Origin of the sequence: Actinomyces acetigenes, assembly GCF_031296635.1 — a bacterium.
Lineage (GTDB): Bacteria > Actinomycetota > Actinomycetes > Actinomycetales > Actinomycetaceae > Actinomyces > Actinomyces acetigenes.
Map to the genome: position 1 here is coordinate 75,054 of NZ_JASPFC010000011.1, position 26,927 is coordinate 101,980.

At 67.9% G+C, this 26,927-nt stretch carries 26 protein-coding genes and 1 pseudogene; 5 read left to right on the plus strand and 22 right to left on the minus strand.

Annotated features, from left to right (window positions below):
• The first annotated feature begins 28 nt into the window (after nucleotides 1–28).
• Nucleotides 29–1,381: a hypothetical protein gene (locus RIV14_RS06275; RefSeq protein ID WP_075371728.1), complete on the plus strand. Its 1,353-nt coding sequence runs from the start codon at nucleotides 29–31 to the stop codon at nucleotides 1,379–1,381.
• Between the two features lie 82 nt (nucleotides 1,382–1,463).
• Here the strand turns inward: RIV14_RS06275 and RIV14_RS06280 are convergent, their stop codons facing one another.
• The 3 genes from RIV14_RS06280 to RIV14_RS06290 form a co-directional block, all read right to left on the minus strand.
• Nucleotides 1,464–2,081, minus strand: coding sequence for a hypothetical protein (locus RIV14_RS06280; protein WP_075371727.1), 618 nt, complete (start codon nucleotides 2,079–2,081; stop codon nucleotides 1,464–1,466).
• 213 nt (nucleotides 2,082–2,294) lie between these two features.
• Nucleotides 2,295–2,951 (minus strand): SIMPL domain-containing protein, encoded by a 657-nt coding sequence (locus RIV14_RS06285; protein WP_075371726.1) that lies wholly within the window; start codon nucleotides 2,949–2,951, stop codon nucleotides 2,295–2,297.
• A gap of 58 nt (nucleotides 2,952–3,009) precedes the next feature.
• Nucleotides 3,010–3,303: an antibiotic biosynthesis monooxygenase family protein gene (locus tag RIV14_RS06290; protein WP_070509922.1), complete on the minus strand. Its 294-nt coding sequence runs from the start codon at nucleotides 3,301–3,303 to the stop codon at nucleotides 3,010–3,012.
• 152 nt (nucleotides 3,304–3,455) lie between these two features.
• Between RIV14_RS06290 and rph the strand changes: the two genes are divergently transcribed.
• Both rph and rdgB read left to right on the plus strand, forming a co-directional pair.
• Nucleotides 3,456–4,262, plus strand: a complete 807-nt coding sequence (gene rph / locus RIV14_RS06295; protein WP_075371725.1) for a ribonuclease PH — start codon at nucleotides 3,456–3,458, stop codon at nucleotides 4,260–4,262.
• Between the two features lie 3 nt (nucleotides 4,263–4,265).
• Entirely contained in the window at nucleotides 4,266–4,973 is a 708-nt protein-coding gene (gene rdgB / locus RIV14_RS06300; RefSeq protein ID WP_075371724.1) for an RdgB/HAM1 family non-canonical purine NTP pyrophosphatase, read from the plus strand.
• Nucleotides 4,974–5,004: 31 nt separating this feature from the next.
• Here the strand turns inward: rdgB and RIV14_RS06305 are convergent, their stop codons facing one another.
• From RIV14_RS06305 to clpS, 6 genes are all read right to left on the minus strand, one after another.
• Nucleotides 5,005–6,444 carry a L,D-transpeptidase gene (locus RIV14_RS06305; RefSeq protein WP_075371723.1) on the minus strand — a complete coding sequence of 480 codons (1,440 nt, stop codon included), beginning with the start codon at nucleotides 6,442–6,444 and terminating at the stop codon, nucleotides 5,005–5,007.
• 85 nt (nucleotides 6,445–6,529) lie between these two features.
• The gene (locus RIV14_RS06310; protein ID WP_256699003.1) at nucleotides 6,530–7,060 is read right to left on the minus strand and encodes a DUF3054 domain-containing protein; all 531 of its coding nucleotides are present in this window, start codon (nucleotides 7,058–7,060) and stop codon (nucleotides 6,530–6,532) included.
• Nucleotides 7,057–7,854 carry an MBL fold metallo-hydrolase gene (locus RIV14_RS06315; RefSeq protein ID WP_075371722.1) on the minus strand — a complete coding sequence of 266 codons (798 nt, stop codon included), beginning with the start codon at nucleotides 7,852–7,854 and terminating at the stop codon, nucleotides 7,057–7,059. Before RIV14_RS06315 ends, RIV14_RS06310 begins: the two co-directional genes overlap by 4 nt.
• Nucleotides 7,851–8,708, minus strand: coding sequence for a glutamate racemase (gene murI / locus RIV14_RS06320; RefSeq protein WP_218638381.1), 858 nt, complete (start codon nucleotides 8,706–8,708; stop codon nucleotides 7,851–7,853). The genes RIV14_RS06315 and murI overlap by 4 nt, the downstream gene beginning before the upstream one ends.
• A gap of 30 nt (nucleotides 8,709–8,738) precedes the next feature.
• Nucleotides 8,739–9,425: a DUF2017 family protein gene (locus tag RIV14_RS06325; protein ID WP_075371720.1), complete on the minus strand. Its 687-nt coding sequence runs from the start codon at nucleotides 9,423–9,425 to the stop codon at nucleotides 8,739–8,741.
• Nucleotides 9,425–9,760, minus strand: a complete 336-nt coding sequence (gene clpS, locus RIV14_RS06330; RefSeq protein ID WP_075371719.1) for an ATP-dependent Clp protease adapter ClpS — start codon at nucleotides 9,758–9,760, stop codon at nucleotides 9,425–9,427. The genes RIV14_RS06325 and clpS overlap by 1 nt, the downstream gene beginning before the upstream one ends.
• Before the next feature lie 92 nt (nucleotides 9,761–9,852).
• On the opposite strand from clpS, the gene RIV14_RS06335 reads away from it, so the two are divergent.
• A complete protein-coding gene (locus RIV14_RS06335; RefSeq protein ID WP_075371888.1) occupies nucleotides 9,853–11,211 on the plus strand; it encodes a nicotinate phosphoribosyltransferase in 1,359 nt (452 codons plus the stop codon).
• A 53-nt stretch (nucleotides 11,212–11,264) separates the two neighbouring features.
• On the opposite strand, the gene RIV14_RS06340 is transcribed toward RIV14_RS06335, so the two are convergent.
• From RIV14_RS06340 to RIV14_RS06400, 13 genes are all read right to left on the minus strand, one after another.
• Nucleotides 11,265–13,088 (minus strand): DEAD/DEAH box helicase, encoded by a 1,824-nt coding sequence (locus RIV14_RS06340; RefSeq protein WP_075371718.1) that lies wholly within the window; start codon nucleotides 13,086–13,088, stop codon nucleotides 11,265–11,267.
• On the minus strand, nucleotides 13,085–13,450 hold the full coding sequence (locus RIV14_RS06345; RefSeq protein ID WP_004565276.1) for a DUF3039 domain-containing protein: 366 nt from the start codon (nucleotides 13,448–13,450) through the stop codon (nucleotides 13,085–13,087). The genes RIV14_RS06340 and RIV14_RS06345 overlap by 4 nt, the downstream gene beginning before the upstream one ends.
• Nucleotides 13,451–13,542: 92 nt before the next feature.
• A complete protein-coding gene (nagB, locus tag RIV14_RS06350; RefSeq protein WP_075371717.1) occupies nucleotides 13,543–14,283 on the minus strand; it encodes a glucosamine-6-phosphate deaminase in 741 nt (246 codons plus the stop codon).
• Between the two features lie 140 nt (nucleotides 14,284–14,423).
• Nucleotides 14,424–16,148, minus strand: coding sequence for a transporter (locus RIV14_RS06355; protein WP_075371716.1), 1,725 nt, complete (start codon nucleotides 16,146–16,148; stop codon nucleotides 14,424–14,426).
• A complete protein-coding gene (locus tag RIV14_RS06360) occupies nucleotides 16,124–16,969 on the minus strand; it encodes an ABC transporter ATP-binding protein (RefSeq protein ID WP_075371715.1) in 846 nt (281 codons plus the stop codon). Before RIV14_RS06360 ends, RIV14_RS06355 begins: the two co-directional genes overlap by 25 nt.
• 205 nt (nucleotides 16,970–17,174) lie before the next feature.
• Nucleotides 17,175–17,456 carry an HU family DNA-binding protein gene (locus tag RIV14_RS06365; RefSeq protein ID WP_003783064.1) on the minus strand — a complete coding sequence of 94 codons (282 nt, stop codon included), beginning with the start codon at nucleotides 17,454–17,456 and terminating at the stop codon, nucleotides 17,175–17,177.
• Nucleotides 17,457–17,658: 202 nt separating this feature from the next.
• Nucleotides 17,659–18,408 (minus strand): N-acetylmannosamine-6-phosphate 2-epimerase, encoded by a 750-nt coding sequence (locus RIV14_RS06370; RefSeq protein ID WP_070659199.1) that lies wholly within the window; start codon nucleotides 18,406–18,408, stop codon nucleotides 17,659–17,661.
• Between the two features lie 36 nt (nucleotides 18,409–18,444).
• Nucleotides 18,445–19,485 (minus strand): ROK family protein, encoded by a 1,041-nt coding sequence (locus tag RIV14_RS06375; protein WP_075371714.1) that lies wholly within the window; start codon nucleotides 19,483–19,485, stop codon nucleotides 18,445–18,447.
• Nucleotides 19,486–19,656: 171 nt separating this feature from the next.
• Nucleotides 19,657–20,577, minus strand: a complete 921-nt coding sequence (locus tag RIV14_RS06380; RefSeq protein ID WP_075371713.1) for a dihydrodipicolinate synthase family protein — start codon at nucleotides 20,575–20,577, stop codon at nucleotides 19,657–19,659.
• Between the two features lie 200 nt (nucleotides 20,578–20,777).
• The gene (locus RIV14_RS06385; protein ID WP_075371712.1) at nucleotides 20,778–21,605 is read right to left on the minus strand and encodes an ATP-binding cassette domain-containing protein; all 828 of its coding nucleotides are present in this window, start codon (nucleotides 21,603–21,605) and stop codon (nucleotides 20,778–20,780) included.
• Nucleotides 21,605–23,764: a dipeptide/oligopeptide/nickel ABC transporter permease/ATP-binding protein gene (locus RIV14_RS06390; protein WP_075371711.1), complete on the minus strand. Its 2,160-nt coding sequence runs from the start codon at nucleotides 23,762–23,764 to the stop codon at nucleotides 21,605–21,607. Before RIV14_RS06390 ends, RIV14_RS06385 begins: the two co-directional genes overlap by 1 nt.
• Entirely contained in the window at nucleotides 23,764–24,729 is a 966-nt protein-coding gene (locus tag RIV14_RS06395) for an ABC transporter permease (RefSeq protein ID WP_075371710.1), read from the minus strand. The genes RIV14_RS06390 and RIV14_RS06395 overlap by 1 nt, the downstream gene beginning before the upstream one ends.
• Before the next feature lie 208 nt (nucleotides 24,730–24,937).
• Nucleotides 24,938–26,524 (minus strand): ABC transporter substrate-binding protein, encoded by a 1,587-nt coding sequence (locus RIV14_RS06400; protein WP_075371709.1) that lies wholly within the window; start codon nucleotides 26,522–26,524, stop codon nucleotides 24,938–24,940.
• A gap of 218 nt (nucleotides 26,525–26,742) precedes the next feature.
• On the opposite strand from RIV14_RS06400, the pseudogene RIV14_RS06405 reads away from it, so the two are divergent.
• Nucleotides 26,743–26,927 (plus strand): annotated as a pseudogene (locus RIV14_RS06405) (GntR family transcriptional regulator); the annotation flags it as partial.

Below are 26,927 nucleotides of genomic sequence, written 5' to 3' on the forward strand. Positions count from 1 at the left end.
GTTTCCACCGACTTGATCCGAGGCATCGATGACAGAGAACTCCTTCCGTCAGGACTCCCCCGCATTCGACGTCGTGCTGGCGCAGACGATTGCCAGGCACTTCCGAGGGGCCACGACCGAGGCCATCAACGACACCCAGACGGTCCGGTTGGGCGAGGGGCTTCCCATCATCGAGTGCCTCATTGACGAGATTCAGGACCACGAGCCATACGGCGCATTCCTCTTCCTGCAGATCAGTGGAGGCGCCTTCGGCAGCAGACGGGTCCTGGTGACGGCCAGCGGCTACGGCTCCAGTCAACTGGAGTCGGTTGTCGCCGCCGGATGCAACTGGGCCTGCGCTTTCGGCCCCGTCCTTCTGACCGGAATCGGCCGATCGGACCTCATCGATTCTGACAATCCCGAGGTCGAGCAGTTCGAGGCCACGGTGGGAGGCAGACGCTACCGGGTGGCCACCGGGCATCTTGACCGCAGCATGAACATGCCGATTGAGGAGGTGGAGGCCTACCGCCGGCGGCTGGGCGGCCCCCGAGCCCTGACCGACAGGGTGCTCGCCAGTCCTTTAATTCCTGCCACTCGCTCCGGTGAGGCGGTGGCATTGGGCTGCTATGCGGCCATCGGCCCCCATTCGATCACTGAGCTCAAGCTCGCTGGCGCCGACTGGCCCGCGGGACGCAGTGTTCTGGACGCGATCCCGCCCGAGCCCGGTGGCCACCGCATGCTCCGGGAGTGGTCGGTGCTCACGCCCCTGGAGCCCGCTCCGCCCTTGACCAGGGACGGGCTCCAGCACACCCTCAACCTCATCGCCGCGACCTCATACGATCCTGGCAGCGAAGCCGGCTGGCTCGGCAGCTGCCACCACGGCATGAGGCTGGGGCCGCCGAGCCTTCCTGCGGGACTCTCTCTGCCGGCGGACCTGCGCCGGTTCCTCAGCACCATTGCGGGCTCAGGCGCCGGCCCCGGCTACGGGCTGGACATCTACCCAGCCGACGACGGAGGCATCCACCTGGCCGACGCCGGTTGCGGCGCCGAGTGGCGCATGAGCCCCTACGACGGCAGCGTCTGGCTGGACTCACGGGCCTGCGACGATGGCTTCACCCGCGTGGCCCCGAACTTCATCTCCTGGTACGAGGCCTGGCTCGACCACGCCATCCGCGGCGGCGGGGCCTTTGCGCAGTGGTCCTACCAGGTCGATGCCGCTTACAAGATGCTTGAGCAGAGCGCCGCCGAGTTCGGCGTCGAGCGCCTGCCCGAAACCGTCACCCGGGTGAAGATCCAGACCCCGACCAAGGCCTTCGGCCCCTGCCACTCCTGCCAGCTCGTCTACTCCCGGTGCGGGGTGCCGGAGTCGGTGTTCGTCACAGCGCCACCCCCGGCTCCCTGAGCCGCTCTGCACCCGCCGTGACGCAGGCGCGCAGTGTCGTAAGTGAACGAAGGCGGGAGCAGTCACGCAGCGGCCGAAGAGACTAGACGTGCCCCGGTGCGCCGTAAAACTGGTGCGCCTGTTGAAGCAGGGCCAGCAGGTCCTCCTTACTCCCCTCCAAGGTGCCGGGGAGGTATACGCGCTCCTCCTTACCCATCCCGCGGTCGGCAATCTCATTGATCTGCTGGCTCAGCTGGGCGGTGGTCGAGTCCTGGTGACGCATCTGCTGTCCCAGCGGCGTCAGGATGTAGCCGATCACCAGCTGTGCTCGTGTACCGCCGGGAGCGACCTCCTGCCCGAAGAACTCGGCGATATCCGCCCAGCGTGCGGACTCGTTGACGATGAATGACTGGCCTTTGCGCCGTTCCAGACGCACGCCTTCAGGCGTGACTATCAGCCGGCTTTGACTAAGGAGCTTCCTGACAATGGCCAGGGTGCAGATGATGCCGAAGAAACCGATGCTGGCGATTCCAGCGAGCAGGTGGAGAAGCGGGGAGCTTGACTGATTGGAGGTCAGAATGAGCACGACCCCCACCACGGTGAAGCCCACGCAGCCCAGAAGGCTTCCCCATAGACGCAGGGGGGACTCCGGAATGATGAGCATCCCGGTGCTACGCAGCTGCTCGGCTTGCCGACTTACTCGATCAGCATCGATACCCATGACTAGTCCACGCCTCCTGTGACGCGAGATCATCTACATTCCAACTTCACTCTACGATGAGCACGCGTTCGGGCACAAGGGAACAACTCCCCATCCCTGCCGTCGTCTCGATGCCGCCAGAAGCAAAAGACTGCGTCGAACAGGAGGCTTAGACCCTCTACACCCATTCCGGACCTGACAGGCTCCACAGAATCCGCAAAGAGGTTGAGTAGGTTACTCAGCCAGGAACTCCGCTTCGATCGATGCACTCATGCGAACATCCTCCGGCGTGAACTGGTAGGCGTCAGAGGAATCCTTCCCGTATCCCGCCCCTCCGCCGCCCCGGCTGGCCACAGCACTTGACATTCCACCAGATTTACTTTTCTCCAGAAAGCCCTCATCCGCAACCGTCTTGACGGAACTGACGTGCAGTCCTAGAGCAGAAGCATACTGTTCCGCCTTGTCTTTTGCTGAGCGCACCGCCTTTTGGCGCAACCAGGTCTCGAGCTCCCTCTTGCGAAGCTCAGTCACCGACCACTCTATCGTCCAAACACGCACTCCTTTAAACGCCAGCACGGAATTCATCCACGTCCCCATGCAGGAGAAATCACAGAACTTCACCTTCACGCAGACCTCTTCGGAGAATTTGACACCGTCATCATCCTTCCATGACCACGTGCGGGCTTTCGATACGGCGAACCATGTGACAGGGCCTTCCTGCTCATCATGCAATGACTCTATCTGCGCCCGCACCTGGTGCAGCACGTCAGATACTTGAGCGCGCACGTGTTCACGGTTCAGCCCTGTGCCCTTCACATCCAGGTGGACTGTGGCCCGCTGGGGAGGTTCGTAGTGATCGACACTTTCCCTGACGAAGATGTTTGTCACCATGCTCAGCTTCCTCCAATCAAGAACGATGATTTCAAGAGGCGTCGGTCCGCCTAAACACCTACTCCTCGTGCTGGACGACCTCGAATCCGAGGACCTCCACGCTCATGCCCCGGCGCTTGTCGTCCTCGTGCCCGCCGGCGGGCCGCGCCGCGCTCCAGCGCTCGTAGTCCTCGCGCCTGTCCCATCGGGTCACCACGAAGTAGCGGTCCTCTCCGACCAGCGGGCGCAACAGCTCGAAGCCCTGGAAGCCTTGCGAGGCGTCAACACCTCGCTTCCGTGCGGCGAAGCGCTTCTCGATCTCGGCCTGGGCGCCCTCGGGGAAGGTCAGCGCGGTGATGTTGACATAGGTCATAAGTGTCCTCCTCAGCGTCTCCGTCAGCTCCCGACCGGAAGCAGGTATCACGAAGAACGCTACCGCTGATCGCCGTCGCGGACTACAGACATCGGGCATCCCAAGGTACGGAGCCACCTCGAGGACCGATGCCCGCCGGGTAGCCTGAGACCATGACAACTGCCCCCTTCACCCGCAAGGACGGCCGCGCCGTCGACGAGCTGCGCCCCGTGACCATGACCCGCCACTGGCTCGACCACGCCGAGGGATCGGTCCTGGTGACCTTCGGACGCACCCGGGTCCTGTGCGCCACCTCCTTCACCGAAGGCGTTCCGCGCTGGCGCAAGGGCAGTGGCGAGGGCTGGGTGACCGCTGAGTACGCCATGCTTCCCCGGGCCGGGTCGGAGCGCTCCGGCCGGGAGTCCGTACGGGGCAAGGTCGGTGGCCGCACCCACGAGATCTCCCGTCTCATCGGCCGCAGCCTGCGTGGCATCATCGACGTCGCCGCACTGGGCGAGAACACGATCGCCCTGGACTGCGATGTGCTGCAGGCCGACGGCGGCACCCGCACCGCGGCGATCACCGGCGCCTACGTGGCCCTGGCTGACGCCGTCGCCTGGGGCACGCAGCGCGGACTCATCAAGGCCCGCCCCGGCAGGCCGGTGCTGTCCGACTCCCTGTCGGCCATCTCGGTGGGGATCATCGACGGCGTTCCTTGCCTCGACCTGCCCTACGAGGAGGACGTGCGCGCCCAGACCGACATGAACGTCGTCCAGACCGGGGACGGGCGCTTCATCGAGGTCCAGGGCACCGCCGAGCACGCCCCCTTCGACCGCTCCGAGCTCGCAGAGCTGCTCGACCTGGCCGCCACCGGCAACAGCCGCCTGGCGGCGCTCCAGCGCCGGGCCCTGGCCGGCCCCAGCGGTGAGCCCTTCACCGTGTCCTCCTCAGACTCCTCGACCCAGTCCACGCAGGCCTGAGCCGTGAGTGCCTCGTCACACGCCGACGGCGCCGCTCCGCGCACCGGGCGGGTCCAGGTGCCTGCCGGAGCCCGCCTCGTCCTGGCCACCCACAACGCCGGCAAGCTGGCCGAGCTGCGGCAGATCCTGGCGCCGCTCGTACCTGGGCTGGTGCCCGGTTCCATCATCTCGGCCGCCTCCCTCAAGGCGCCCGAACCGGTGGAGGACGGCCTGTCCTTCGCCGACAACGCCCTGCTCAAGGCCCGGGCACTGGCCCGGGCCACGGGCCTGCCCGCGGTCGCCGACGACTCGGGTCTGTGCGTCGACGTCCTGGGCGGGGCGCCGGGGATCTTCTCGGCGCGCTGGTGCGGCCGGCACGGGGACGACACCGCGAACCTTCAGCTGCTCCTGGCCCAGCTGGCCGACGTCGCCGACCCGCACCGCGGCGCCCGCTTCACCTGTGCCGCGGTCCTGGTCCAGCCGGCCTCCGGCGGGAGACCGGAGCTGGTCACCACCATCGAGCGCTCTATGGAGGGGCGCCTGACCCACGCCCCTCACGGCGAGGGGGGCTTCGGCTACGACCCGATCTTCGTGCCCGTCCAGGAGGATGCACCGGGCGGTCGGGGCCGCACCACCGCCCAGATGACGCCTGAGGACAAGCACGCTATCTCCCACCGGGGACAGGCCTTCCGCGCCCTGGCACCGGTCCTGGCCGGCGTCCTGGTCGGCTGAAGCCCGCGAGGGCGCTGCCGGTAAAGCGCTGTCAGTAGTGCGTCACCACGGTGGTACCGATCTCGGACCACTGCCAGATCGCCTGAGCGTCCGGCACCGGGATGTTGATGCAGCCGTGGGAGGACTCATCCGTCCCGATGCCGAACTCCTTGACCCAAGGAGCGCCGTGGAGGGCGTAGCTGCTGTGCCAGTAGCTCACCCACGGAACCCCACGTTCGCAGTAGGGCCACTCGGGGGTGCACCCCATGTCCTGCGCCTGGTAGCGCAGATAGATCTTGTAAGTGCCCGTGATGGTCTCGTGCCCGACGCCGCCGTGGTTGATGAGGATCGGCCCGTAGACGACCTTCTGACCCTCATAGGCGGTCAGCGTTGAGTCGGTGAGGTTGACATCGATCCACTTCTCCCCCGCCTTGGCCTGGTAGGCGAAACGCTCCGGCCCGTTGGGCACCACCCGGCTCTCGGTGGAGTGGGGCACCTCGTTCCAGCTGATCTGCTGGCTGACGCTTCGGCCCTGACCGAGTCCCTGGACGAGTGCCCCCGTCACCGCCTCGATGTTGCCGGCCTTCCTTCCGGACTTGCCCGGGCGGGCGAGCTGGAGCACCGTGCCGGCCGAGTCGACGTCGTTGATGGCGTTGACCGGTTTGCGCTCCTCAGGCGCGCTCAGCGAGGTCACCCAGGCCCTGACCCTCTCTTGCGAGACTGTCGGCACGATGCGGCCCTCGTTGACGGGGAAGTCGATCCATGAGGCCTTCTGAGCCTTGGAGGCGGTGTGCGCTGCGCCGTCGACCGTCACTGACAGCTCGGCGCCCAGCAATGCGGTCGCCGACTGCGCGACCGAGTCCGCCGCCTGGGCGCTCACCGTGGGCTCGGCACGGCGGATCGACACCGGCGCGGTATGGTTCGCCAGCTCGCGTGCGGCGACGTCGAGAGCCGCGTCGAGGTCATCGGGGTCGATGGCGTCGCCGACTCGTCCCGGTGAGGCGGTGAAGCCGCCGCTGCCCTCATTCCAGGTCACTGCCGGCTCGACGACGTGGTCACGCAACGTGTTGCTCAGCTGCGACACCAGCGCGGCGCGAGCCTCCTTGTTGATCGTGTACCGCACCGCCACCTCCCGTGTCCCCACGACGCCGTGCAGGTGGGTCGTCAGTGACCCCGCTCCGGACACGGCGGCCTCCACGGTGGCCCGGGCGTCGATCTGGGCGATCTGGGTGAGCGGGACAGTGGTGGGGGCTCCGTCAACGGTCAGTGTCAATGACACCGATGCGGCCCGCTGAAGCACGAGCGCGGTCAGGGTCGGCCGGTCCATCCCGGAGACGTCCTGGCCCATGAGGATGGTTCCGCGCGGAGCCCGCCCCTCGTGCCTGTGGAGGTAGACGACAGATCCGCCCACTGCTCCTCCCAGGAAGAGGGAGACGGCGATCAGGACGCCGACCCACCGATGCGGTCGACGCTGGTTGGCGCAGTGGTGCATGGCGCCAAGGTACGAATGGCTGGGTTGTCATTCCATAAAAACAGCGATCTGATACCGAGATGAGCCGGGGCCGCCCGCCGCGGGGCTAGCTGCCGTCCTGCTCCTGCTCGGCGAGACGACGCGCCACGGGCTTGGGGGTCAGGGAGTCGTGGGCGCGCACGTAGCCGTAAAGCCACCTCCATCCTCCCAGGAACACCAGCAGGAAGGCCCCGGTCATCACCGCCCAGGAGGCCATGGCGGACACATTGCCGAAGGCGGATGCCACCTGGCGCAACGCGGTCCAGACCATCCAGCTGATTCCCACGATGATGAGCCCCTCGGGCAGCGCCATCTCCAGATGATCGGGGTGAGAGCGTCGCAGCACCCAGGTCACGCCCCAGGCGATGACGAGGGCCGCACCCGCCTGCCACAGGGACGCGGGAACCTGTCCCAGGCTGTGGGTGGAGGCGGCACCGAACAGGGCCACGAGGGCCGCCGCCGCCAGGTCCGCGGGAACCACCAGCCACCAGCGTGTCCGCCTGCCCCGGGTCCAGGGGCAGTCCACCCCGTCGGGAAGAGCCGGGGTGAAGGAGACCGTTCTGCGCGGGGTGGGGCGATCGTGCCCGTCAGCGCTCACAGCTCCCAGACGGCGTCCGCCGTCGCCGCCTCCAACGGGCCGGAGTAGACCGCTGCGGCCTCCTTGAGGGGCACGGCCGGATCCGTCCAGGGCTGGATGTGGGTGAGGACCAGGTGCCCCGCGCCGGCCTGGGCGGCGAGCTCGCCGGCGCGACGCCCCGTCATGTGCATGCCACCCACGGTGTCGCGGCCCTCGACGAAAGCCGCCTCGGCCAGGAGGAGGTCCACGCCCTGAGCCATGTCACTCATCGCCTGGCAGGTGTCCGTGTCCCCGGTGAAGGCCAGGCTGACCCGCCGCGTCGAGTCCTCTTCACTCGGCCCCTCGATCCGGTAGCCGTAGGCCTCTACCGGGTGGAACGCCTCGAAGGGTGAGATGACCAGGGGGCCCACGCTGTAGGACCTGCCGGGCACGGCGGTGACGAAACCGAACTCCGTGGCGTAGCGCTCACTGGGCGGGACGCCATCGACCCCCTGGAGACGCTCCAGCAGCTCCGAGGGCCCCAGGCAGGCGACCGGCCCGAGCGCCCCGGTGGGCAGCCAGCGCCGGTAGACGTGCATGCCGACCAGATCCACCATGTGATCGGCGTGGCAGTGGGAGATCGCAATGGCGTCGAGCTCGGCGGGATCGAGGTGGCGCAGCAGCTGTCCCATCGACCCCGGCCCGAGGTCCAGCACGATCGAGTAGGTGCGTACCGCGCCGTCGGCGTCGGCTCCTTCGGCCTGCACCAGGTAGGAGGAGGCCGAGGACTGGGGACCCGACATGGAGCCGGAGCAGCCGATAATCGTGAGTCTCATGCAGATCCTTTAATGGGAGGTGAGGGAGGGTGAGGGAGCCCGACAGGGGCGCTGGTTGCCTCAGAGGTGAAGGCGACATGCTCAACAGCGGTGACCTCGGGGCCCAGGAAGCGCCGGGCCAGGACGGAGAAGGCCTCCGGGTCACCGGTGGAGGCGAAGTCATGGTGCGGTTCGGGGGCATCGGAACCACGCAGAAGGTTCTTGCCGGCCAGCGCCCGGTAGACGTCCTTGGCGGTCTCGTCCGAGGAGGTCACCAGGGTCACGTCCTGCCCCATGACGTAGGAGATCGGCCCCACCAGCAGGGGGTAGTGGGTGCAGCCAAGGATAAGGGTGTCCACGCCGGCGGCCTTGATGGGGGCCAGGTACTCCTCGGCGACGTCGAGGACCTCGGGGCTGGTGGTCACCCCCCGCTCGGCCAGCTCGACGAAACGCGGGCACGCCTGTGAGACGAGCTCGACGCCGGGAACGGCCTGGAGCGCGTCGTCATAGGCGCGCGAGTCGACCGTCCCGCGGGTGGCGATCAGACCGACCTTGCCATTGCGGGTCACTCGGGCCGCGGTGCGTGCCGCCGGGTGGATGACCTCGATGACCGGGACGCCCCGCCCCAGGGTGTAGCGCTCCCGCGCATCGTGCAGGACGGCCGCCGAGGCGGTGTTGCAGGCGATGACGAGCAGCTTGACCCCGCGATCCACGAGCTCGTCCATGATGCTCAGAGCCAGGGACCGGACCTCGGCGATGTCCCGGGGACCGTAGGGGCTGTTGGCCGTGTCCCCGATGTAGAGCACCTGCTCATGGGGCAGCTGGTCGAGGACAGAACGGGCGACGGTGAGGCCACCAACCCCAGAGTCGAACATCCCGATCGGAGCATCATTCACACCGCGAGACTATGCGGGCCCTGTGCCCCCGAACAGCGCGGATACCAGTGATTCCTGCCACCAGGTGATCATGTCGTAGACGAGCGCCGTCCCCCGGTACCACTGCTCGCGAGACGTCTCCTCCTCGGGGACCTCCTGGAAGGCAGCTGCGTGAACGCGTTCAGCGTCCTGAGCCGACTCGATGCCCAAGCGCTGGGCCAGCACGAGCCGGATGTCATTGGCCGCCCCCAGCCATTCGGACTCCTGGCCCGGAGCCACGAGCACCGTTCCCTCAGGGCCCGACGGCGCCCGCAGCTCGACGGCCAGGCGCTCCAGGCGATCGACCTTGTCGCCCCGCAGGCGCGCACGAGTCAGGCTGCTGACCTCCATCGCGGTCACGGGATCCTCCGAGGCCCGCGGGAGCAGGACGGCGACGACGGGGTCCGCGTTCGTGCGGCCGGCGTGAACGTGGTTGGTCGGCGGATCGAGGTCGAAGTCCAGGGCCTCCAGGACCTCACGGTCCCGCTCGCTCTCCCCCGGGCGCACCGACTCGGGACGCGGCGACGAGGGGGCCTCGGACTGGTCGGCCTCCTGGGTGGGGGGAGCATCCGCCTGGAGAAGAGCCCGCACCTCCAGGGCCAGCCTGGCCAGCAGCTCGCGCTCCCAGTCCTCAAGACCGCAGACCAGCCCCTCGGGGACTCGGCGGAAGGCTCGCATCACCATTCTCCCGAGGAGTCGTCCGCACCGGCGTCGCCATCGTCGCCCATGGGCTCGATGGTGGCGCGCAGGCCGTAGCCGTGCATCGCCGTGACATCGACCTCCATGCGCTCGCGGGCCCCCCGGGAGACCACGGCGCGGCCGGAGGTGTGCACCTGCATCATCCGCGCCTCGGCCACAGGCAGCGAGAAACCGAAGTAGGAGTGGAACACCCAGGTCACGTAGCTCATCGTGTTGACCGGGTCGTCGTGGACCACGGTGCACCACAGGCGCTGGGCGCGGACACGCGGCTCCTCCAGGATCTCCGGTTCCGCAACGGGCAACGAGGCGCTCATGACACCAGGGTAGCGGTGAGCCGCGATAGGTTGGTCCCGTGAACAGCTACGCGCCCTCTGCCGATCCCACCGCCGCCTCCCTGGATGTGTCTATGACCTCGACCTCTTTGCTGACCGACATGTACGAGCTCACGATGCTGCAAGGAGCGTTGGCATCGGGGGCCGCCTCCCGGCGCAGCGTCTTTGAGCTCTTCGGCCGCAGGCTCCCCGGGTCACGCCGCTTTGGTGTCGTGGCGGGCACCGGTCGGCTGCTGGATGCCATCGAGGCCTTCACGTTCACCGGCTCCCAGATCGACTTCCTGCACCGCACCGGGGTCGTCAACGACGAGACCCTGGACTTCCTGCGCAACTACCGCTTCACCGGGACGATCCGCGGCTACGCCGAGGGCGAGTGCTACTTCGCCGGCTCCCCGCTGCTGACTGTGGAGGGCACGTTCGCCGAGGCCTGCATCCTGGAGACCCTGGCCCTGTCGATCTACAACTATGACTGTGCCGTCGCCGCAGCCGCCTCCCGCATGACCATCGCCGCTCACGGGCGCCCCTGCGTGGACTTCGGGGCGCGCCGGGCCCACGAGCAGGCGGCAGTCGCCGCGGCCAGGGCCTCGGTCGTCGGCGGTTTCGTGGGAACGAGCAACCTGGAGGCGGGGCTCCTCTACGGCATCCCCACGGTGGGGACCTCGGCCCACTCCTTCACTCTCCTGCACGACACGGAGGAGGAGGCCTTCGCCGCGCAGGTGGCCAGCCTCGGACCGAGCACCACGATCCTGGTGGACACCTACGACATCGCCACCGGTGTGGAGCGGGCGGTCAAGGCGGCCCGCGCCGCCGGTGGTGAGCTCGGGGCGGTGCGCCTGGACTCCGGCGACCTGGTGGCCGAGGCCTTCAAGGTGCGCGCCCAGCTCGACGCCCTGGGGGCGACGTCGACGAGGATCACCGTCACCAACGATCTCGACGAGCACGCCATCGCGGCGCTGGGGGCTGCCCCCGTGGACTCCTACGGCGTGGGCACCAAGCTCGTCACGGGCTCAGGGCGCCCGACCGCGGCGCTCGTCTACAAGCTGGTGGAGCGCGAGGGCGCCGACGGCACCATGGAGGAGGTCGCCAAGTTCTCCTCGGGCGGCAAGTCGACCGTGGGCGGCCGCAAGTGGGCCGGCCGCATCCTTACCTCCGAGGGCACGGCCGCCGAGGAGCTGGTGGTCTCCTCCAGCTCGCAGGACGAGGGGATGTCGGCGTTGAGCCAGGCCGGTGCCCGGCCGCTTCAGGTGCTCCTGGTCGATGAGGGCCGGATCATCGAGGAGCACCGCGGCAAGGAGGCCTTGAGCACGGCGGCGGAGCGGCACCGGGCGTCCCGTGCCGAGCTCCCCTACAACGCTTGGCGTCTGAGCGATGGTGAGTCGGCGGTGCCGACCCGCCACGTCGACATCGACGGGCGAAGCGCCACCCGACGCTGAGACCCGACGCTGACCGACCAGGGGCGCATCCCGCCCCTGGTCGGCGCTCCTTATCAGCGCTTGCCGACGAACCAGCGTCGCAGGGTCTGGATGCGCTTCTCGATCTCCTCGGTGGAGGCCGCCGCGACCTCCGGTCCCCCGCACACGCGCCTGAGCTCGTTGTGGACGACGCCGTGGGGCTGGCTCGAGCGGCGGGCCCAGGCTGCCACCAGCTGGGAGAGCTCTTTACGGGCCGCTGCCCGGCGCCGGGCGTCGTCGACGCCTGAGTTCTTCCGCCTCTGCGCCTCGGCGGCGGCCTGCTTCTTCTGGGAGGCGATCTGCTTGTCCTGGCGCTGGCGCAGCAGGGCGGTCACCTGCTCGGGTTCCAGCAGGCCCGGCAGCCCTAGGTACTCCTGCTCCTCGATACTGCCCACCATGGCGCCGGTGCCAAACTCGCCGCCGTCGAAGAGGACACGGTCGAACTCTGCCTGGCTGTCCATGGCCTCGAAGCCCGGCAGCAGCTCGGCCGAGGCGTTCTCAGCCTTGTTGGCCTCGGCGAGTAGCCGGTCCTCGGGGTTGAACAGGGCGTCCTCCTGCGCCGCCGAGTCGGAGCGGCGCAGGACGTGGTCGCGGGCCACCTCCATCTCCCCGGCCAGGGCCAGCAGCGGCGTGACTGAGGGGAGGAACACCGAGGCGGTCTCCCCCCTGGCCCGCGAGCGCACGAAGCGCCCCACCGCCTGAGCGAAGAAGAGCGGGGTGGAGGTGGAGGTGGCGTAGACGCCCACGGCCAGGCGGGGTACGTCCACCCCTTCGGAGACCATGCGTACGGCCACCAGCCAGCGGTCGGTGGAGGCGGAGAAAGCCTCGATGCGGCTGGAGGCGCCGTTGTCGTCGGAGAGGACCACGGTGGGGGCCTCGCCGGTGATGGCGCGCAGCTGCTTGGCGTAGGCGCGTGCCTTGGTCTGGTCGGAGGCGATGACGAGGGCTCCGGCGTCGGGGACCTGGCGGCGCACCTCGGTCAGGCGCTGGTCGGCGGCGGCAAGGACCGCGGGGATCCACTCCCCTGCCGGGTCGAGCGCGGTGCGCCAGGCCTGGGACTCCAGGTCCTTGGTGAGGGGCTCGCCCAGGCGCGCCGCGACCTCGTCGCCGGCCTTGGTGCGCCACCGCATCTGCCCCGAGTAGGACATGAACATCACCGGGCGCACGACTCCGTCGCGCAGCGCGTCGGAGTAGCCGTAGGAGTAGTCCGCCTGGGAGCGCTTCGCCCCGGAGGCGTCCTCCTTGTAGCGCACGAAGGGGATCGGGGAGGTGTCGGAGCGGAAGGGTGTTCCGGTCAGGGCCAGTCGCCTCCGCGCCGGGGTGAAGGCCTCACGGATCGCGTCGCCCCAGCTCAGGGCGTCTCCCCCGTGGTGGATCTCGTCAAGGATGACCAGGGTGCGGGCCTGGTCGGTGCGGGCGCGGTGGAGGTTGGCGTTGGCGGCCACCTGGGCGTAGGTCACGGCGACGCCGTCGAAGCGTGAGCCGAGCGCCCCCTGGGAGTTGGAGTAGGACGGGTCGATATGGATGCCGACGCGGGCGGCGGCCTCGGCCCACTGGTACTTGAGGTGCTCAGTGGGGCAGACGATCGTCACCTTGTGGACGTCGCCGGAGCTGAGCAGCTCGGTGGCCACTCGCAGCGCGAAGGTCGTCTTACCGGCCCCGGGTGTGGCCACCGCCAGGAAGTCCTGGGGCATCGTCTCCAGGTACTGCCCCAGCGCGGCGGCCTGCCAAGCACGCAGTGAACCGGCGGTCCCCCAGGCGGCGCGACGCGGGTAGGCCGGGGAGAGGTTCTGGGCCGCCGACGTCGAGGCTCGCGTCGGGGTGGGGTGGGTCGCCTGGCCGCCGCGGGCGGCGTTCACCGACCGCCTCGCCCGAACGGGAAGCGGGGGAAGCGAGGCCCCTTGCCGTCGCCGGAGCCCTCCCCGTTGCGCATCTCCTCGTAAATGGACTTGCAGGTGGGGCACACCGGGTACTTCGACGGGTCGCGCCCGGGCGTCCACACCTTGCCGCACAGGGCGACAACGGGACGCCCGGTGACAGCGGCCGCGGCGATCTTGTCCTTGCGGACGTAGTGGGCGAAGCGATCAGCATCGCCGTCATCGGTTGACTGGAGCTCCTCGCGCTCCAGGACAGCCGTACCGACACCCTGGGTGGGCTCGGCGGCCGGGTCGGTCGGGGCCCCGGGCGATCCGGGATCGGCACTGGCGAGGACGTCTGTCATGCCGCCCAGTGTAGGTCGGACAGCGCGCACCGGCAGCGGCCCGCCCCACCCCTGTGGGAAGGCTCTCCCTTGAGGAGAGCCCGACGCCGCCGTCAGTGCGTCGAGGTGAGTCGACTGGCGGCGGCGGGATCGACCAGGACGAGGGCGTCGTCGTGGCGCTGCATGACGGTCGCCGGCCACTGGGTGCTGACCTCGCCCTCGACGAGCTGGGCGATGGCCTCGGCCTTGCCCTCGCCGGTGGCGATGAGGACCAGCTTGCGGGCCTCCATAATGGTCGCCAGCCCCTGGGTGATGCACTGGGTGGGCACGGCCTCGACGTCGCCGCCGAAGAAGCGGGCGTTGTCCCGGCGGGTCTGCTCGTGGAGCTCGCCCAGGTGCGTGCGCGAGTCGAGGGCACCGCCGGGCTCGTTGAACCCGATGTGCCCGTCGGAGCCGATGCCGAGGATCTGCAGGTCGCAGTATCCGGCGCCAGCCATCTGTGCCTCGTAGTCCCGGCAGGCCGCCTCGAGGTCCTCACTCAGCGCGTCCGGGCCGTGGAGGGCGCCGGGGCGCATGTCGACGCGGGAGCGCAGATTGGTCTCCATGAAGGTGGCGTAGCGCTCCGGGTGCCCGGCGGGCAGGCCGACGTACTCGTCGAGCATGAATCCAGTGACCTCGGCGAAGCTGAGGCGGCCGGCGGCGCAGCGAGCGGTGAGCTCGTCGTACAGGGGCAGGGGTGAGGAGCCGGTCGCGGTCCCCAGCACAGCTGCTGGTTTGTCCTTGAGCAGCGCCTCAATCTCGTCGGCCGCCCGCTGCGCGATCGCCTGCGCGGAATCCAGAATGACAAGCTGCACGGTGATGTCCTCTCTGACACAACGACTGGTGGTGGGGAGTTTACTAATCCCTGGGAGCCGCTACCTGAGTGAGCGACTTTAAAGCAACCCTACCCTGAGTCATCAGAATCAATCACTCCATCGTGGTGTGACCAGCGCGATCACACCGGCTGGGCATGTCCCGGCCAGGTGCGGATCGTGGCGAGAACCTGAGGTCCTCGCCGGTCCAGAGCCCGGCCGCCGATGACGACTCCGCCCCACAGCAGCAGACTGCACCACACGACCCCCGCGACGAGCGCCGTCCACTCCCACACCGGCGCCGCCTGGACGACGCCGTAGATCGCCGCCCCCAGGACCGGGGAGCACACGGCCAGCAGAAGCAGGATCGCCGCCATCTGAATGAGCGCGGCCAGGAAGGCCGTCCCCGAGGTCCGCGAGCGCATGGGGCTGTCCCCGGGGGCGAGTGTCTCGTAGGGCAGCAGGACACTGGCGAGGCAGGACCAGGCCAGCGCGCTGCCATAGAGGGCCAGGCAGGCGCCGGTGACGGCGGGGAGAGCCCCCCATCGGCCTGTCCACACGACCATGAACACATCGACGACGAGCATGACGGGGGCCTGCCACACGGCCGCCCCGACCACCCGCCCCAGGCGGTCATGTGCTCCGCTGATCCCGGCGCTGAGATGGCTCCACAGGGCGGTGGAGTCCATTCCGAGGTCGTCGTGGAGAGCCCACCCCATGAAGACGGCCAGGGCAGGTGCCATGAACAGCAGCGCAGTCGGTGCGTGCCCGAGGGCGAAGCTGGTCTCCACCCGCTGACCGTTGACGTAGACGACGAATCGGGAGGAGTTGAGAGCAGGACCCAGAACGAGCACAACAGGAAGGATCAGGACGGATACGAACTGAACCAGGTACCTGGGATCAGTGCGCCAGTAGCGCAGGCTGCGGGCCGCCACAGCGGCGGCGGGCGCGGGCAGGGCGGCGCTGAGCCTGCGGGCCCACGGCAGTACGTCGGGAAGGCCGCGATGCTGGGCATCGCTTCCCGCGCCGTCGGCTGCGTAGGCCCGCGTCCGGGTGTGCGACGTACCGGGAGAGGTCATCGCCTTGTTCACCACGCGCTGCCACAGGGGCAGCAGGATCACGGGGAGGATCCACGCGCCGATCGCCAGTGCCAGGGCCGCCGGCACGGAACCGGTGGCCATGACACCGGGGGCCGCGAAGGCCCACCCGAAGGGACTCAGGCCCATGACTCTGGCCAGGGTCCCGAGCGGTTGAAGAATGTCGGTGGGATCGTCTCCGAGGAGCCGGGGGATCAGATTCGGCAGCTGCGTGCACACCATGAAGGCGACGAAGGCGATGATCGCCGTCGTCTCTCGTCCACGGCGCGAGGAGGAGATGCCTGCGGCTGTCACGATGATCCGGGACAGCAGGACGCAGGTGGCCAGGGCGGCCGGAGCACACAGCAGCGCCAGGAGTGCCGCCGCGAGCTGGCCCGCCAGTAGCCAGGTGAGGACCGGAATGAGGCAGACGGCAGCCGTGATGCAACCGGGGATCCCCACAGCGCCGGCGGCCAGCAGGCCGAGCGCCAGCCCTCTGGACGGAGCGACCCAGGCTGCCATGGCGCGAGGGTCCAGGGTGGAGTCGAGCCCGGTGATGAGCAGAGGCACCACTGCCCAGCCGGCTACCAGCAGCGCCCCGAGAGCCCCGAGCACCAGCATGATGACGTCGGCATCGGCCTTCAGCCCCAGCCCGACGGCGCCGGCCAGCACCATGGCGAGCGCCCCGATACCGTAGAGGGCCCCGAACACGGTCCCGATGATGGCCCAGACGTTCTTGGTCAGGGCATTGAGGGTCAGGCGCCATTTCAGCTTGACGAGGGTCGCAACCATGACAGCCCCTCCGTTCGCACCTGGCCCCCCACCAGCTCGGTGAAGCGCTGCTCGAGGTCCTCGCCGGCCGCGATCTGCTCCGTCGTGCCTGCGATGACCACCCGGCCGGCATTGATGATGGCCACGTGGTCGCACAGGCGCTGCACGGTGGCCATGACGTGGCTGGAGATGACCACGGTGCCGCCGGCGGCGGCGTAGTCCCGCAGGATCGCCTGGATCGTCTGGGCCGAGATCGGGTCGACGGCCTCGAAGGGCTCATCCAGGACCAGGATGGAGGGCGAGTGCACCATGGCGCAGGCCAGGTGGATCTTCTTGCGCATGCCCGCCGAGTAGTCGGCGACCAGGGTGGTTCCGGCTTCCCACAGCCCCAGCACCTTGACCAGCTCGGTCGCCCGGGGGACGACGACGTCGCGCTCGAGCCCGCGCAGGAGTCCTGAGTAGGTGACGAGCTCAAGGCCGTTGAGACGGTCGAAGGTGCGCAGCCCGTCGGGCAGGACCCCCAGAAGGGTCTTGGCCCGCTGAGGCTGCGTCCACACGTCAACGCCATGAACGAGTACCTGACCGGCATCGGGACGCAGCAGTCCGGTGGCCATCGACAGGCTGGTCGTCTTTCCCGCCCCGTTGGGGCCGACGATGCCGTAGAAGCTGGACACGGGGATGTCGAGGCTCAGCCGGTCCACCGCGACTTTGCGGTCGAAGGCCTTGACCAGTCCCCTCATCTGAAGCGCTGGAACGGAGGCGGGAGCGGGCGACGCCCCAGCCAGTGCCGTCACCGCGCCTGTACCGTCGGGCGAGCTCACCGCGAATGTGGAAGCAGACATGTTTCCACTGTAAAAGCCCTCGCCCATTCAGCCCTCCGCCACGAGGAGGAGATCACCGATCCCGGCTTCCTCCAGGAGAACCTCCCTGAGCATCATCAGCCCGATGAGGAGAACACCGCAGCGAGAACATGATTCGGCCCGTTGCCACGCCTCGACGGGGCGGCAACGGGCCGGAATCAGGATGTCAGGGGCGCGGCCCCACGTATCACTCGGCGACAGCCTTCTTCAGCGAGGAGCCAACGGTGACCTTGACGCCGTAGCCGGCGGGGATCTGAATCTCCTCACCGGTGCGGGGGTTGCGGCCAGTGCGTGCGGCACGCTCGACGCGCTCGATACCCATGAGGCCGGTGATCTTCACGGCCTCACCCTTGGCGACGTTCTCAACGAGGACATCCTGGAAGGCTCCCAGGAAGGCGTCGGCGTCGGTCTTGGTCAGGCCGGCCTTCTCGGCGATGGCGGCGATGAGCTCGGTGCGGTTGACGGACATGTCTTCCCTCTCGATCGTGGACGGACACCCTTGTGTGGTGCCACTTCTGGCAACGCTACGCATAAAACCTTGGGTTTGTCAGGTCAGACCGGAGTGTCGCGCTGGGTAGCGAGTAACAATTCGCACATTTGCGCCACAGCAGTCACATCCGTCACACACGGAGCGAGTCGCGGAACGGCGCCGTTTCCTTGCGCCCTTCCGTTCATCCCTTCCGCAAGGCGCCGGGCAGCGCGCCCGCGAACCACGAGGTGATGGTCGTCGGGTGGGTGATGGCGGTTCCGACGACGACGGCGAAGGCGCCGTGCTCCATGGCGGCGGCCGCCTGCGCGGGCGTGTGGACCCTGCCCTCAACCACCAGGGGGACCTCCGCGATACCGACGACCTGGTCGACGAGCTCAAGATCGGGCCCGTCGGTCTTGGGGCGCTCCCCGGTGTAGCCGGCCAGAGTGGTCCCCAGGATGTCCACTCCTGCGTCCTGTGCGGCCTTGGCGTCATCCAGGGAGCCGCAGTCGGCCATGACGAGGACCTCGGGGCGGGCCGCCCGCAGCCCCTCGACGGTCTGGGCCAGGCTCAGCCCGTCGGGACGGGGGCGCCGAGTGCCGTCCAGTGCCACGATCTGGCTTCCGGTGGCGGCCACGGCGATGGCGTGAGTGAGGGTCGGGGTGATGAAGACGCCGTCGTGCCCGTCCTTCCACAGGCCGATGACGGGAACGTCGACGTGCTGGCAGATGAGGGCCAGGTCCGCCAGCCCCTGTGCGCGGATGCCGACGGCGCCGCCAGCGACGCAGGCCTGAGCCACCTGGTCCATGGTGCGCGGGTCGCGCATGGGCTCGCCCGGGTAGGCCTGGGCGGAGGCGATGAGTCCTCCCTTGAGGCGTTCCAGGACGGGGTGGATCCCCGCGGAGGCGGCCTGCGCCTGCGTTGATGACTGTGAGGGTGACTGCTCGGTCATAGGTGTGTCCTGTCTGATGGGGCCCGGGGCCGACGGCTAGGGGCGGTGGTTGTCGTTGCTGGTGGCTAGGGCGAGGGCACCGCGAGCCGCGCCGACGATCGGCGCGGTGGTCCCCAGGGTGGCGGGAAGGATCTTGATGGGGGCCAGGGGGTCGATGATCTCTGCGGCGAAGGTCTGCCGCAGGGGCTCCCACCACAGGTCGCCGGCACGCGCCAGTCCGCCCGAGACGACGACGACGTCGGGGTCGATCACGGTGACCAGTCCAGCCAGTGCCCTGCCCAGGCAGGCGGCCGAGTCGCGGTAGACCTCCGCGGCGATATCGTCCCCCGCAGCGGCGCGCTCCTCGACCCCGCGGGCGTCGGGAACGTCGGGGTCTCCACCCTTGGCCAGGTAGCGGCGATGGATCTGCGGCCCAGCGGTAACGCCCTCCAGGTGCCCCGCCCTGCCGCAGGTGCAGGGCTCGCCCTGGGCCCCGGGGACGGGGACGTGGCCGATCTCGCCGGCCACGTGGTGGGCGCCCCTGCGGGTTCGCCCCTCGATGACGAGGGCGCCGCCGACCCCGGTTCCCACCGCCACCATGAGGACGACCTCGGCCCCGGTGCCGGCACCGAGCCAGGCCTCTCCTGCGGCGTAGGCGTCGACGTCGTTCTCGACGTGGATCGGCAGCTCACCCAGCCCCTGGGCGGAGAGCCGCTCGCGAACGCCGGTGGCGACCTGCGTGCCGACCCATCCGGTGATGGCGTCGGTGGCCGACAGGATGATCCCCCGCTCGACGTCGACGACGCCGGCGGTGCCGATCCCGACCGCCGTGATCGCCGCGGCCTGACCGGGTTCCTGGTGCGTTCCGGTCTCGACGACCTTCGCGATCAGGCCGCTGATGGCATCGAGCATGGCGGCAGGACCGTCGTGAGCCGGGGTCGGGCAGGAGCTCACCGGCCCTTGCAGGGTTCCGCCGGCGTCGACCAGCGCGGCGGCCATCTTGGTGCCGCCCAGGTCGAGTCCGACGACGAGCGGTTCCTGGCCGGACGACGATGGTGGTGGGTTGAGGGGGGCGGATGGGAGGACATCCTGACTCATGACGCTCTCCGACGGGAGGTTGGGCGCTGGCGCGCCGGGTTGAAAAGTTGAGGGGATGAGGGCGGCCGCGGGAGGCCGCTTGAGACGAGGATCGAGGCCTCGCTGTTGCGATGGCGGCTGCATGCCCGTGGCAGTCAAGATGTCGGCCACGGGCATGCAGCCGTCGGGACGTCAGATGAGGCCCTGGGCCTTGACGATCTGCAGGACCCGCTCCTTGGTCTCACCCTCGAGAGCCTTGACGGGGAAGGCCATCTCGTTGGTGGCGATGATCCCGATCGCCTCCATGGCGGTCTTGAAGGCTCCGATACCGGTCGCGTCGGCCGAGCGGCCCTGGGGCACGAAGACGATCTCGAAGCCGGCACACACCTCGTCCTGGAGGCGGCGCACCTGATCCCATGCCCCCTCGCGGGAGGCCTTCCACATCTGGGCGTAGCGGACCGGGTCCACGTTGCCGTATCCGGGGACGAGGCCGTCGGCGCCCAGCAGGAGCATGCCGTCGACGACGCACTCGTGGCCGGTCAGAAGGGCCAGGGGGTGGCCGGCGGCCTCGTTGGCGGCAACCAGCCTGCGGAAGGCGACGTCGTTGCCGGAGGAGTCCTTGACACCGACCAGGACGCCCTCCTTGCCCAGCTCGACGAGCAGGTCGCAACCGAGCTTGGCGCCGCCGAGGCGCACGGGAACGTCATAGGCGAAGACGGGGACGTCAATGGCCGCGGCGATGGCGCGGAAGTGAGCCTTGATCTCCTCGGCGTCGTTGAGCGCGTAGAACGGGCAGGTGGCCACGATCGCCTCGGCGCCCAGGGCGGCAGCCCGGCGAGCCTGGTCGATGACCCGGTGGGCGGTGGTGTCGATGGCACCGGCAAGCACCGGGACGCGTCCTGCCGCGGTCTTGACGACTCGCTCGATGACGGCGTCGCGCTGGGCGTCGGTGAGGTAGGCGACCTCTCCGGAGGATCCCAAGGCGAACAGGCCGTTAACACCACCGGCGATGAGGTGCTCGACGACCTTGTCCAGGCTGTCGAAGTCAACCTCGCCCTCGGCGGTGAAAGGGGTGACAACCGGCGGGATGACGCCGGTGAAACGGTTGTCCATTGTGGTGACTCTCTTCATTGAAAGGTTATCGGACGTCTGACATCTGACGTCACGAGGTATTGTTGCAGATGCTCTCGGTTGGCGCCACCCCGGTGCCTGGGTTGGCCGGCGCCCTGATGCGCCGGGTGAGGGGCGGACCCAAGTGGGTTCGCCCCTCACCGGAGGTGCTGACGGCCCCGGCCGCGACAGGGGCCGTCTACTCAGACATCGAGCAGCGAGGGCACTGCCGACAGCAGAGTGCGCGTGTACTCCTCCTGAGGATTGTTAAAGATCTCCTCAGTGGTGTTGATCTCGAGGATCTTGCCGAAGTACATGACGGCGATCCGGTCCGAGACGTAGCGCACCGTGTTGATGTCGTGACTGATGAACACCAGCCCCAGCCCCAAGGAGGCCTTGAGGTCCTGGAGGAGGTTGAGCACCTGGGCGCGCACCGAGACGTCCAGAGCGGAGGTGGGCTCGTCGGCCACGATGATGTCGGGGTCCAGAGCGAGCGCTCGGGCGATGGCGACGCGCTGGCGCTGACCACCGGAGATCTGCCGAGGCAGCACGTTGAGTGCGCTGGGGGGCAGCCCGACCAGGTGGAGCAGGTCGCGAACCCGGGCCTCGCGCTCCCTGGAGGACCCGATTCCGTGGACGTTGAGCGGGTCAATGAGCGCGTCGTGCACGATCATGCGCGGGTTGAGGGCCGTGGCCGGATCCTGGAAAACCACCGAGATGCTGCGTCCCAGCTCGCGACGGTCCGAGGCCGAGCGCCCCAACGGACGGCCCTTGAAGATGACCTCACCGGAGGTGACCGGCTGCAGCCCCACCATGACTCGGGCGGTCGTGGACTTGCCGCATCCCGACTCCCCCACGAGCCCCAGTGTCTCTCCGCGCTTGACGCTCAGCGAGACGTTGTTGACCGCGTGCACCGTGTCCGGGTTGAACAGGCCGCCGGTGCGGGACTTGTGGATGACGTTGACGTCCCTGAGCTCGACGATCGGCTGGTCCTCGCTCCATGAGGACGATGCAGACGTGTTGGGCGACATCAGTGCTTCTCCTTCGCGAGCAGAGCCTCGAGCTCGGGGGTGATGGCGTAGCTGTGCTCCGTCGTGCCCGGCACGGGCTTGAGCACCGGACGGGTCTCAAGTCCGACCGTCGGGTGGGACGATCGCGGAGCGAACCGGTCTCCCTTGACGAACTCGCTGGGTGAGGGGACGACCCCTCGCACCTGGTGGAGCCGTTTGGAGCCGGCCTCGATGGAGAGCACGGCTCCGAGAAGGCCCCGGGTGTACTCGTGAACCGGGTTGGCCAGCAGCTCGCTGGTGGGCGCCTGCTCCACCACCTGGCCCGCGTACATCACGGTGATCCGGTGCGCCAGCTTGGCCACCAGGGCCAGGTCGTGCGAGACGAAGACCATCGCGAAGCCGAGCTTCTCACGCAGCTCGTTGAGCAGGTCGATGACCTGCTTCTGGACGGTCACGTCCAGGGCGGTCGTCGGCTCGTCGGCCAGGACCAGGGCGGGGTCGCGGGTCAGCGCCATGGCGATGAGAACGCGCTGGCGCTGACCGCCGGAGAGCTCGTGCGGATAGCTGCGCAGCGTGCGCTTGGGGTCGAGCCCCACCAGCTCGAGCAGCTCGGAGGAGCTACGAGTGCCTCCTCGCGCGCTGAGCTGAGCCATCTGGGTGCGGATGAGCATGGAGGGGTTCAGCGAGGACAGGGCGTCCTGGTAGACCATGCTCATCTCGTGACCGCGCAGTGCGTTGTGCTCGGCGGGCGTCATCTTAAGGATGTTGCGCCCCTTGAAGAGGATTTCACCGGAGAGCCGGGCAGAGGGAGGCAGCAGCCCCATGACGGCCATCGAGCTGATGGACTTGCCGCAGCCGGACTCCCCCACCAGTCCCATGGTCTCGCCGGGGCGCACGGAGAAGGAGACGCCGTCGACGATGTTGACCTCACCGTGCTGCTCGGGGAAGGCGATCGAGAGGTTCTTGACCTCCAGGACCGGGTCCTCACCGGTGTCCTCGTAGACCAGCCGGTCCTTCCGGGCGAGCTCGGCCACCCGCAGGGAGCTGAGCCGCTCGGACAGAGAAACGTCCTCTGCTGCAGGAGCGACGACGCCGGTCAGCGAGCTCAGCCCGTTCGTGGCGTCATCGCCATCGGCGACGGAGGCGTTGGCGACCACCGCCTCGGCGGCGTCGTCCCAGGCCTCCAGGGTCTCCTGGGCCTCCATGGCCTCCTCATCGGCCTGGACGTCGGGCTTGGCCTTGATGCGCGGCGAGGCCATCGCGTCGGTGAGCCCCTCGGACAGGACGTTGAGGCACAGGGTGGTGATGAGGATGAGCAGGCCGGGGAAGAAGGTCGGCCACCAGTGACCCGACAGGAGCAGCTCCTTGCCCTCGGAGAGCATGTTGCCCCAGGTCGGGGTGTTGACGGACTTGATGCCCGCACCGATGAAGGACAGCGAGGCCTCGAAGACGATCGCGTCAGCCACCAGGACGGTCGCGAAGACCATGATGGGGGCGATGCAGTTGCGGGCCACGTGCTTGAGGAGGATCCACGGCACCGGGGCACCCATTACCTTGGAGGCGGCCACATAGTCCTCCCCGAACTGGGAGATGATGTTGGCGCGCACCACGCGGGTGAGCTGGGGGATGTAGAGGATGCCGATGGAGACGATGATGACCGGCAGCATCGGCAGGCGGGTCGACATCGCCGAGACGAGGACGGCCGCCAGAGCGATTCCCGGGAAGGACATGACGACGTCGAGCACGCGCATGAGCGTCTCAGCGATCCACTTGCGGGAGGTGGCGGCGATGGCGCCGAGGACCGAGGCCACCAGGAGGGCCAGGCCAGTGGCCGTCAGACCCACGACCAGCGAGACCCTCGAGCCGTAGACGGCGCGGGAGAAGATGTCGCGGCCTGTGGCATCGGTACCGAACAGGTGCGACATCGAGGGGGCCACGGAGAGGTCACTGGTGGTCAGATTTCCAGCGCCCTCAATTCCCTCAATGTGGGCGGTCGACTTGGCCACCGCGAGCCCTGTCGCATTGGGAGAGTAGGGGGCGACGACAGGAGCCAGGATAGCGATAAGAGTGATGAGGCCGAGTACGACGACAGCGATCTTGGAGCCCAGGGGAAGCGCCTTCCAGCCCTGAAAGCGCGTCCCGGGCTTGGAGGCCTTATCCAGTGTGGAGCGGTGCAGCATCAGATGCTCCTGATTCGTGGGTTGACGAGGACGTAGAGCATGTCAACAACAATGTTGATAATGATGAAGGCCAGTGCCACCGTAATGGAGACTCCCTGAACGACGTTCACGTCATTACGGGTAATGCCCTCGAAGATGAGCTTGCCCATCCCCTGGATGTTGAAGATCATCTCGATGACGACGGCGCCCCCCATGGCGTAGCCGAAGCGCAGGCCCAGCACGGTCAACGGCGTGATGAGAGCGTTGCGCAGCACGTTGCGAGCCACGACGACGTTCCTGGGGACACCGCCGCCGATGGCGGTGCGCACGTAGTCGCGGTCGAGCTCCTCGACCATGGCGGTACGGACCACACGGGTCAGTGAGCCGGCATTGGGCACCGCGATGGCCAGGGCCGGCAGGAAGATCTGGTTGACATAGGCGGCAGGATCCTCGTCAAGAGGCACCCATTCAGCAACCAGCGCAGGGAAGGTGCCAGTGCCGCCCGGAACAGTGGAGAACCACTGAATGAGCAGCAGGGCGAGCCAGAAGGACGGGGTGGCGAGGCACGCGATGGAGATGACTCGGATGACCTGGTCCTGCCACTTGTCGCGGTAGAGGGCCGCGATGATTCCCAGGATCGTGGCCACGATGACGGCTGCGAAGATTCCGATGAAGGTCAGCTGGAGCGTGATGGGGAAGGCCTCGGCAACCCGCTGAGAAGTATCGACTCCGGTGAAGGAGGTGCCGAGGTCTCCGTGGGCCAGGCCCACGAGGTAGTCCCAGTACCGCTGAAGGAGGGGGTCGTTGAGGTGGTGGGCGACTCGGTACTGCTCGAGGGCGTCCGGCGTGGCCGACTCACCCAGCGCGAGGCGCGCCGGGTCTGCCGAGGAGAACGACATGACGACGAAGACGAGCAGCGTCACGCCCAGCACCATGACCGGCAGCGCGACCAGGCGCCGTCCGATCAGGCGGAAGAGGTTGGACACTGAAATGCTCCTTTGCGTTAGCGTCCTGCCGCCTTAAGCGGGCGGCTGGGTGACGTGGCGGCCGCAAGGTCGACCACCATCCCAATTGTCTGATGTCTGACGTCAGATCGCAAGTCCGTTGCTTTCGCCTCGGACACACCGACGCCACAAGCGCAGCGCGGGCGGCGCAGCACCCTCCAGAGAGTGACGCACCGCCCGCGTGTGATTCTCAGGACTTGGTCGACCCCGTCCCAAGGAAGGACAGCGCGGTCAGCTTGATCGGCTGGAAGTCCTTGAGGGTCGAGGAGTTGTAGGCAATCGGGCTCTTACGGTGGAAGATCGGGTAGAGGGGAACCTCCTCCGAGATCTTGTCGAAGGTCTCCTGCCACTTGGCGATCTGCTGATCACCCTCGAGCTTGGCCCCCTCCTCGAGCAGTGCATAGATCGCCTTCTGCCCCTCCGAGCCCTTCCAGTGCATGCGATTCTCGATCCACGTAGGCGTGTCATACCACCAGCGCATGAGCAGGTCCCCATCTTCACCGAAGACCGAGGGATCCCCGGGCGCGATGACGACGTCCCACGCGTTCGCCCCGTCCTCGGACTCAATGAAGTTGTACAAATCGGAGGACTTCTTCTCGTCATAGCTGACCGTGACCCCAAGAGCCTCGAGGTTCTCCCGGATGACGGGACGCACCCCGGAGAACCAGCCGTGGTCCGAGCACAGCATCCTGATACTGGTGATCCCGGCCTCAGCCAGGAGCGCCTTGGCCTTGTCGAGGTCCTTGGAGTAGACCGTCTTGGCCTTCCTGTACGCGGGGTGCCCCTCCTGGACGAAGCAGGTCGCCGGCGTCGCCAGCCCAGCCATGGCGTCCTTACAGATCTTGTCGTAGTCCAGGGCGTAGAGCACCGCCTGGCGGGCCTTGACATTGGAGAAGGAGGTGTTGTTGAACATGGCGAAGAGCAGACTGAATCCCTGCAGCGCCGAGACCTTGATCGGCTCCTTGAAGGTCGGCAGGTTGGCCGCAGGGACGGCGTCGATGGCCTGCACGGAGCCAGAGGTCATCGCGTTGGTACGGGTGGTGTCATCGGGCATGATGTTCCACTTCATGGTCTTGACCAGTGCCGGGTACGGACCGTTGTAGTGGTCATTGCGCTCGAACACGATGACCTGCTTCGCCGCACCGTTGTCCGTCATCTTGTAGGGCCCGCTGCCAACAGGGTTGTACGTGAACTTCTTGGGGTCGGCCTCGACGACCGCCTTGGGGACGATCTTGACGACACTGAGACGCTCAGGCAGGAGCACGAAGGCGTGCTTGAGCTTGAAGGTGACGGTACTGGCATCCTTGGCCTCCACCTTGTCGATGAAGGGGAGGAAGTTCGAGTACGGCGGCAAGCTCTTAACCAGGATGCGCTCGAAGGAGTAGACGACATCCTCAGCGGTCACGGCCGAGCCGTTGGAGAACTTCGCGTCCTTGCGCAGCGTCACCTCGTAGGTGGTGTCGTCCACCTTCTTGGGCATCTCCGCCGCCAGAGCCGCGTACACCTCACGGGTCGCCGGGTGAATATCGGTGAGCCCCTCCATGGTGTGCCAGTTGGCCGCAATCGTGAGGGCGGAGCTGGTCGTCGCGGGGTCGTAGCCGTTGGTGCCCAGCTCGTAGGAGATGCCCGCCGTGATGACGCCGTCCTTGTTCGCCGCCTTACCTCCCTTCTTGCCGCACGCCGCCACGCTGGCCGCAAGACCGGCAGCCACACCCAGGGTGCCGGTCAGCCTGATGAAGTTGCGGCGGCTGGTACCCGCCGGAGTCGTGATCGCCATTGATTCTCTCCTGATGTCTGACGTCTTATGTCTGACGTTGGTAGGATGACTGTAGCAGAAGTCAGGACGTCCAGACCACTCACGACTTCGCAGGCAAGACACTCACGACCTCCCGCCCCACTGCCGGGGCGAGTCGTTCAACGAGCGGAATCACATCGTAGTGATCAACAATGATTGACAGGGCAAGAACCGTGGCTAGTACCAAGAAGAACAGCACCGTGAACAGAGCACCCGCACCACAAGCAGTCACCACCACAGGTGACGAGACGAACATCACACTCACGACCGATGAGCCGATCATCCCTCACGGCCCCTACTCCACGCTGATGTCGTCGCCCGTCACCCAGGCGGAGGCGACGATGACCGAGATTAAGAACTACATCCTGCGCTCCGGCCTGCAGAT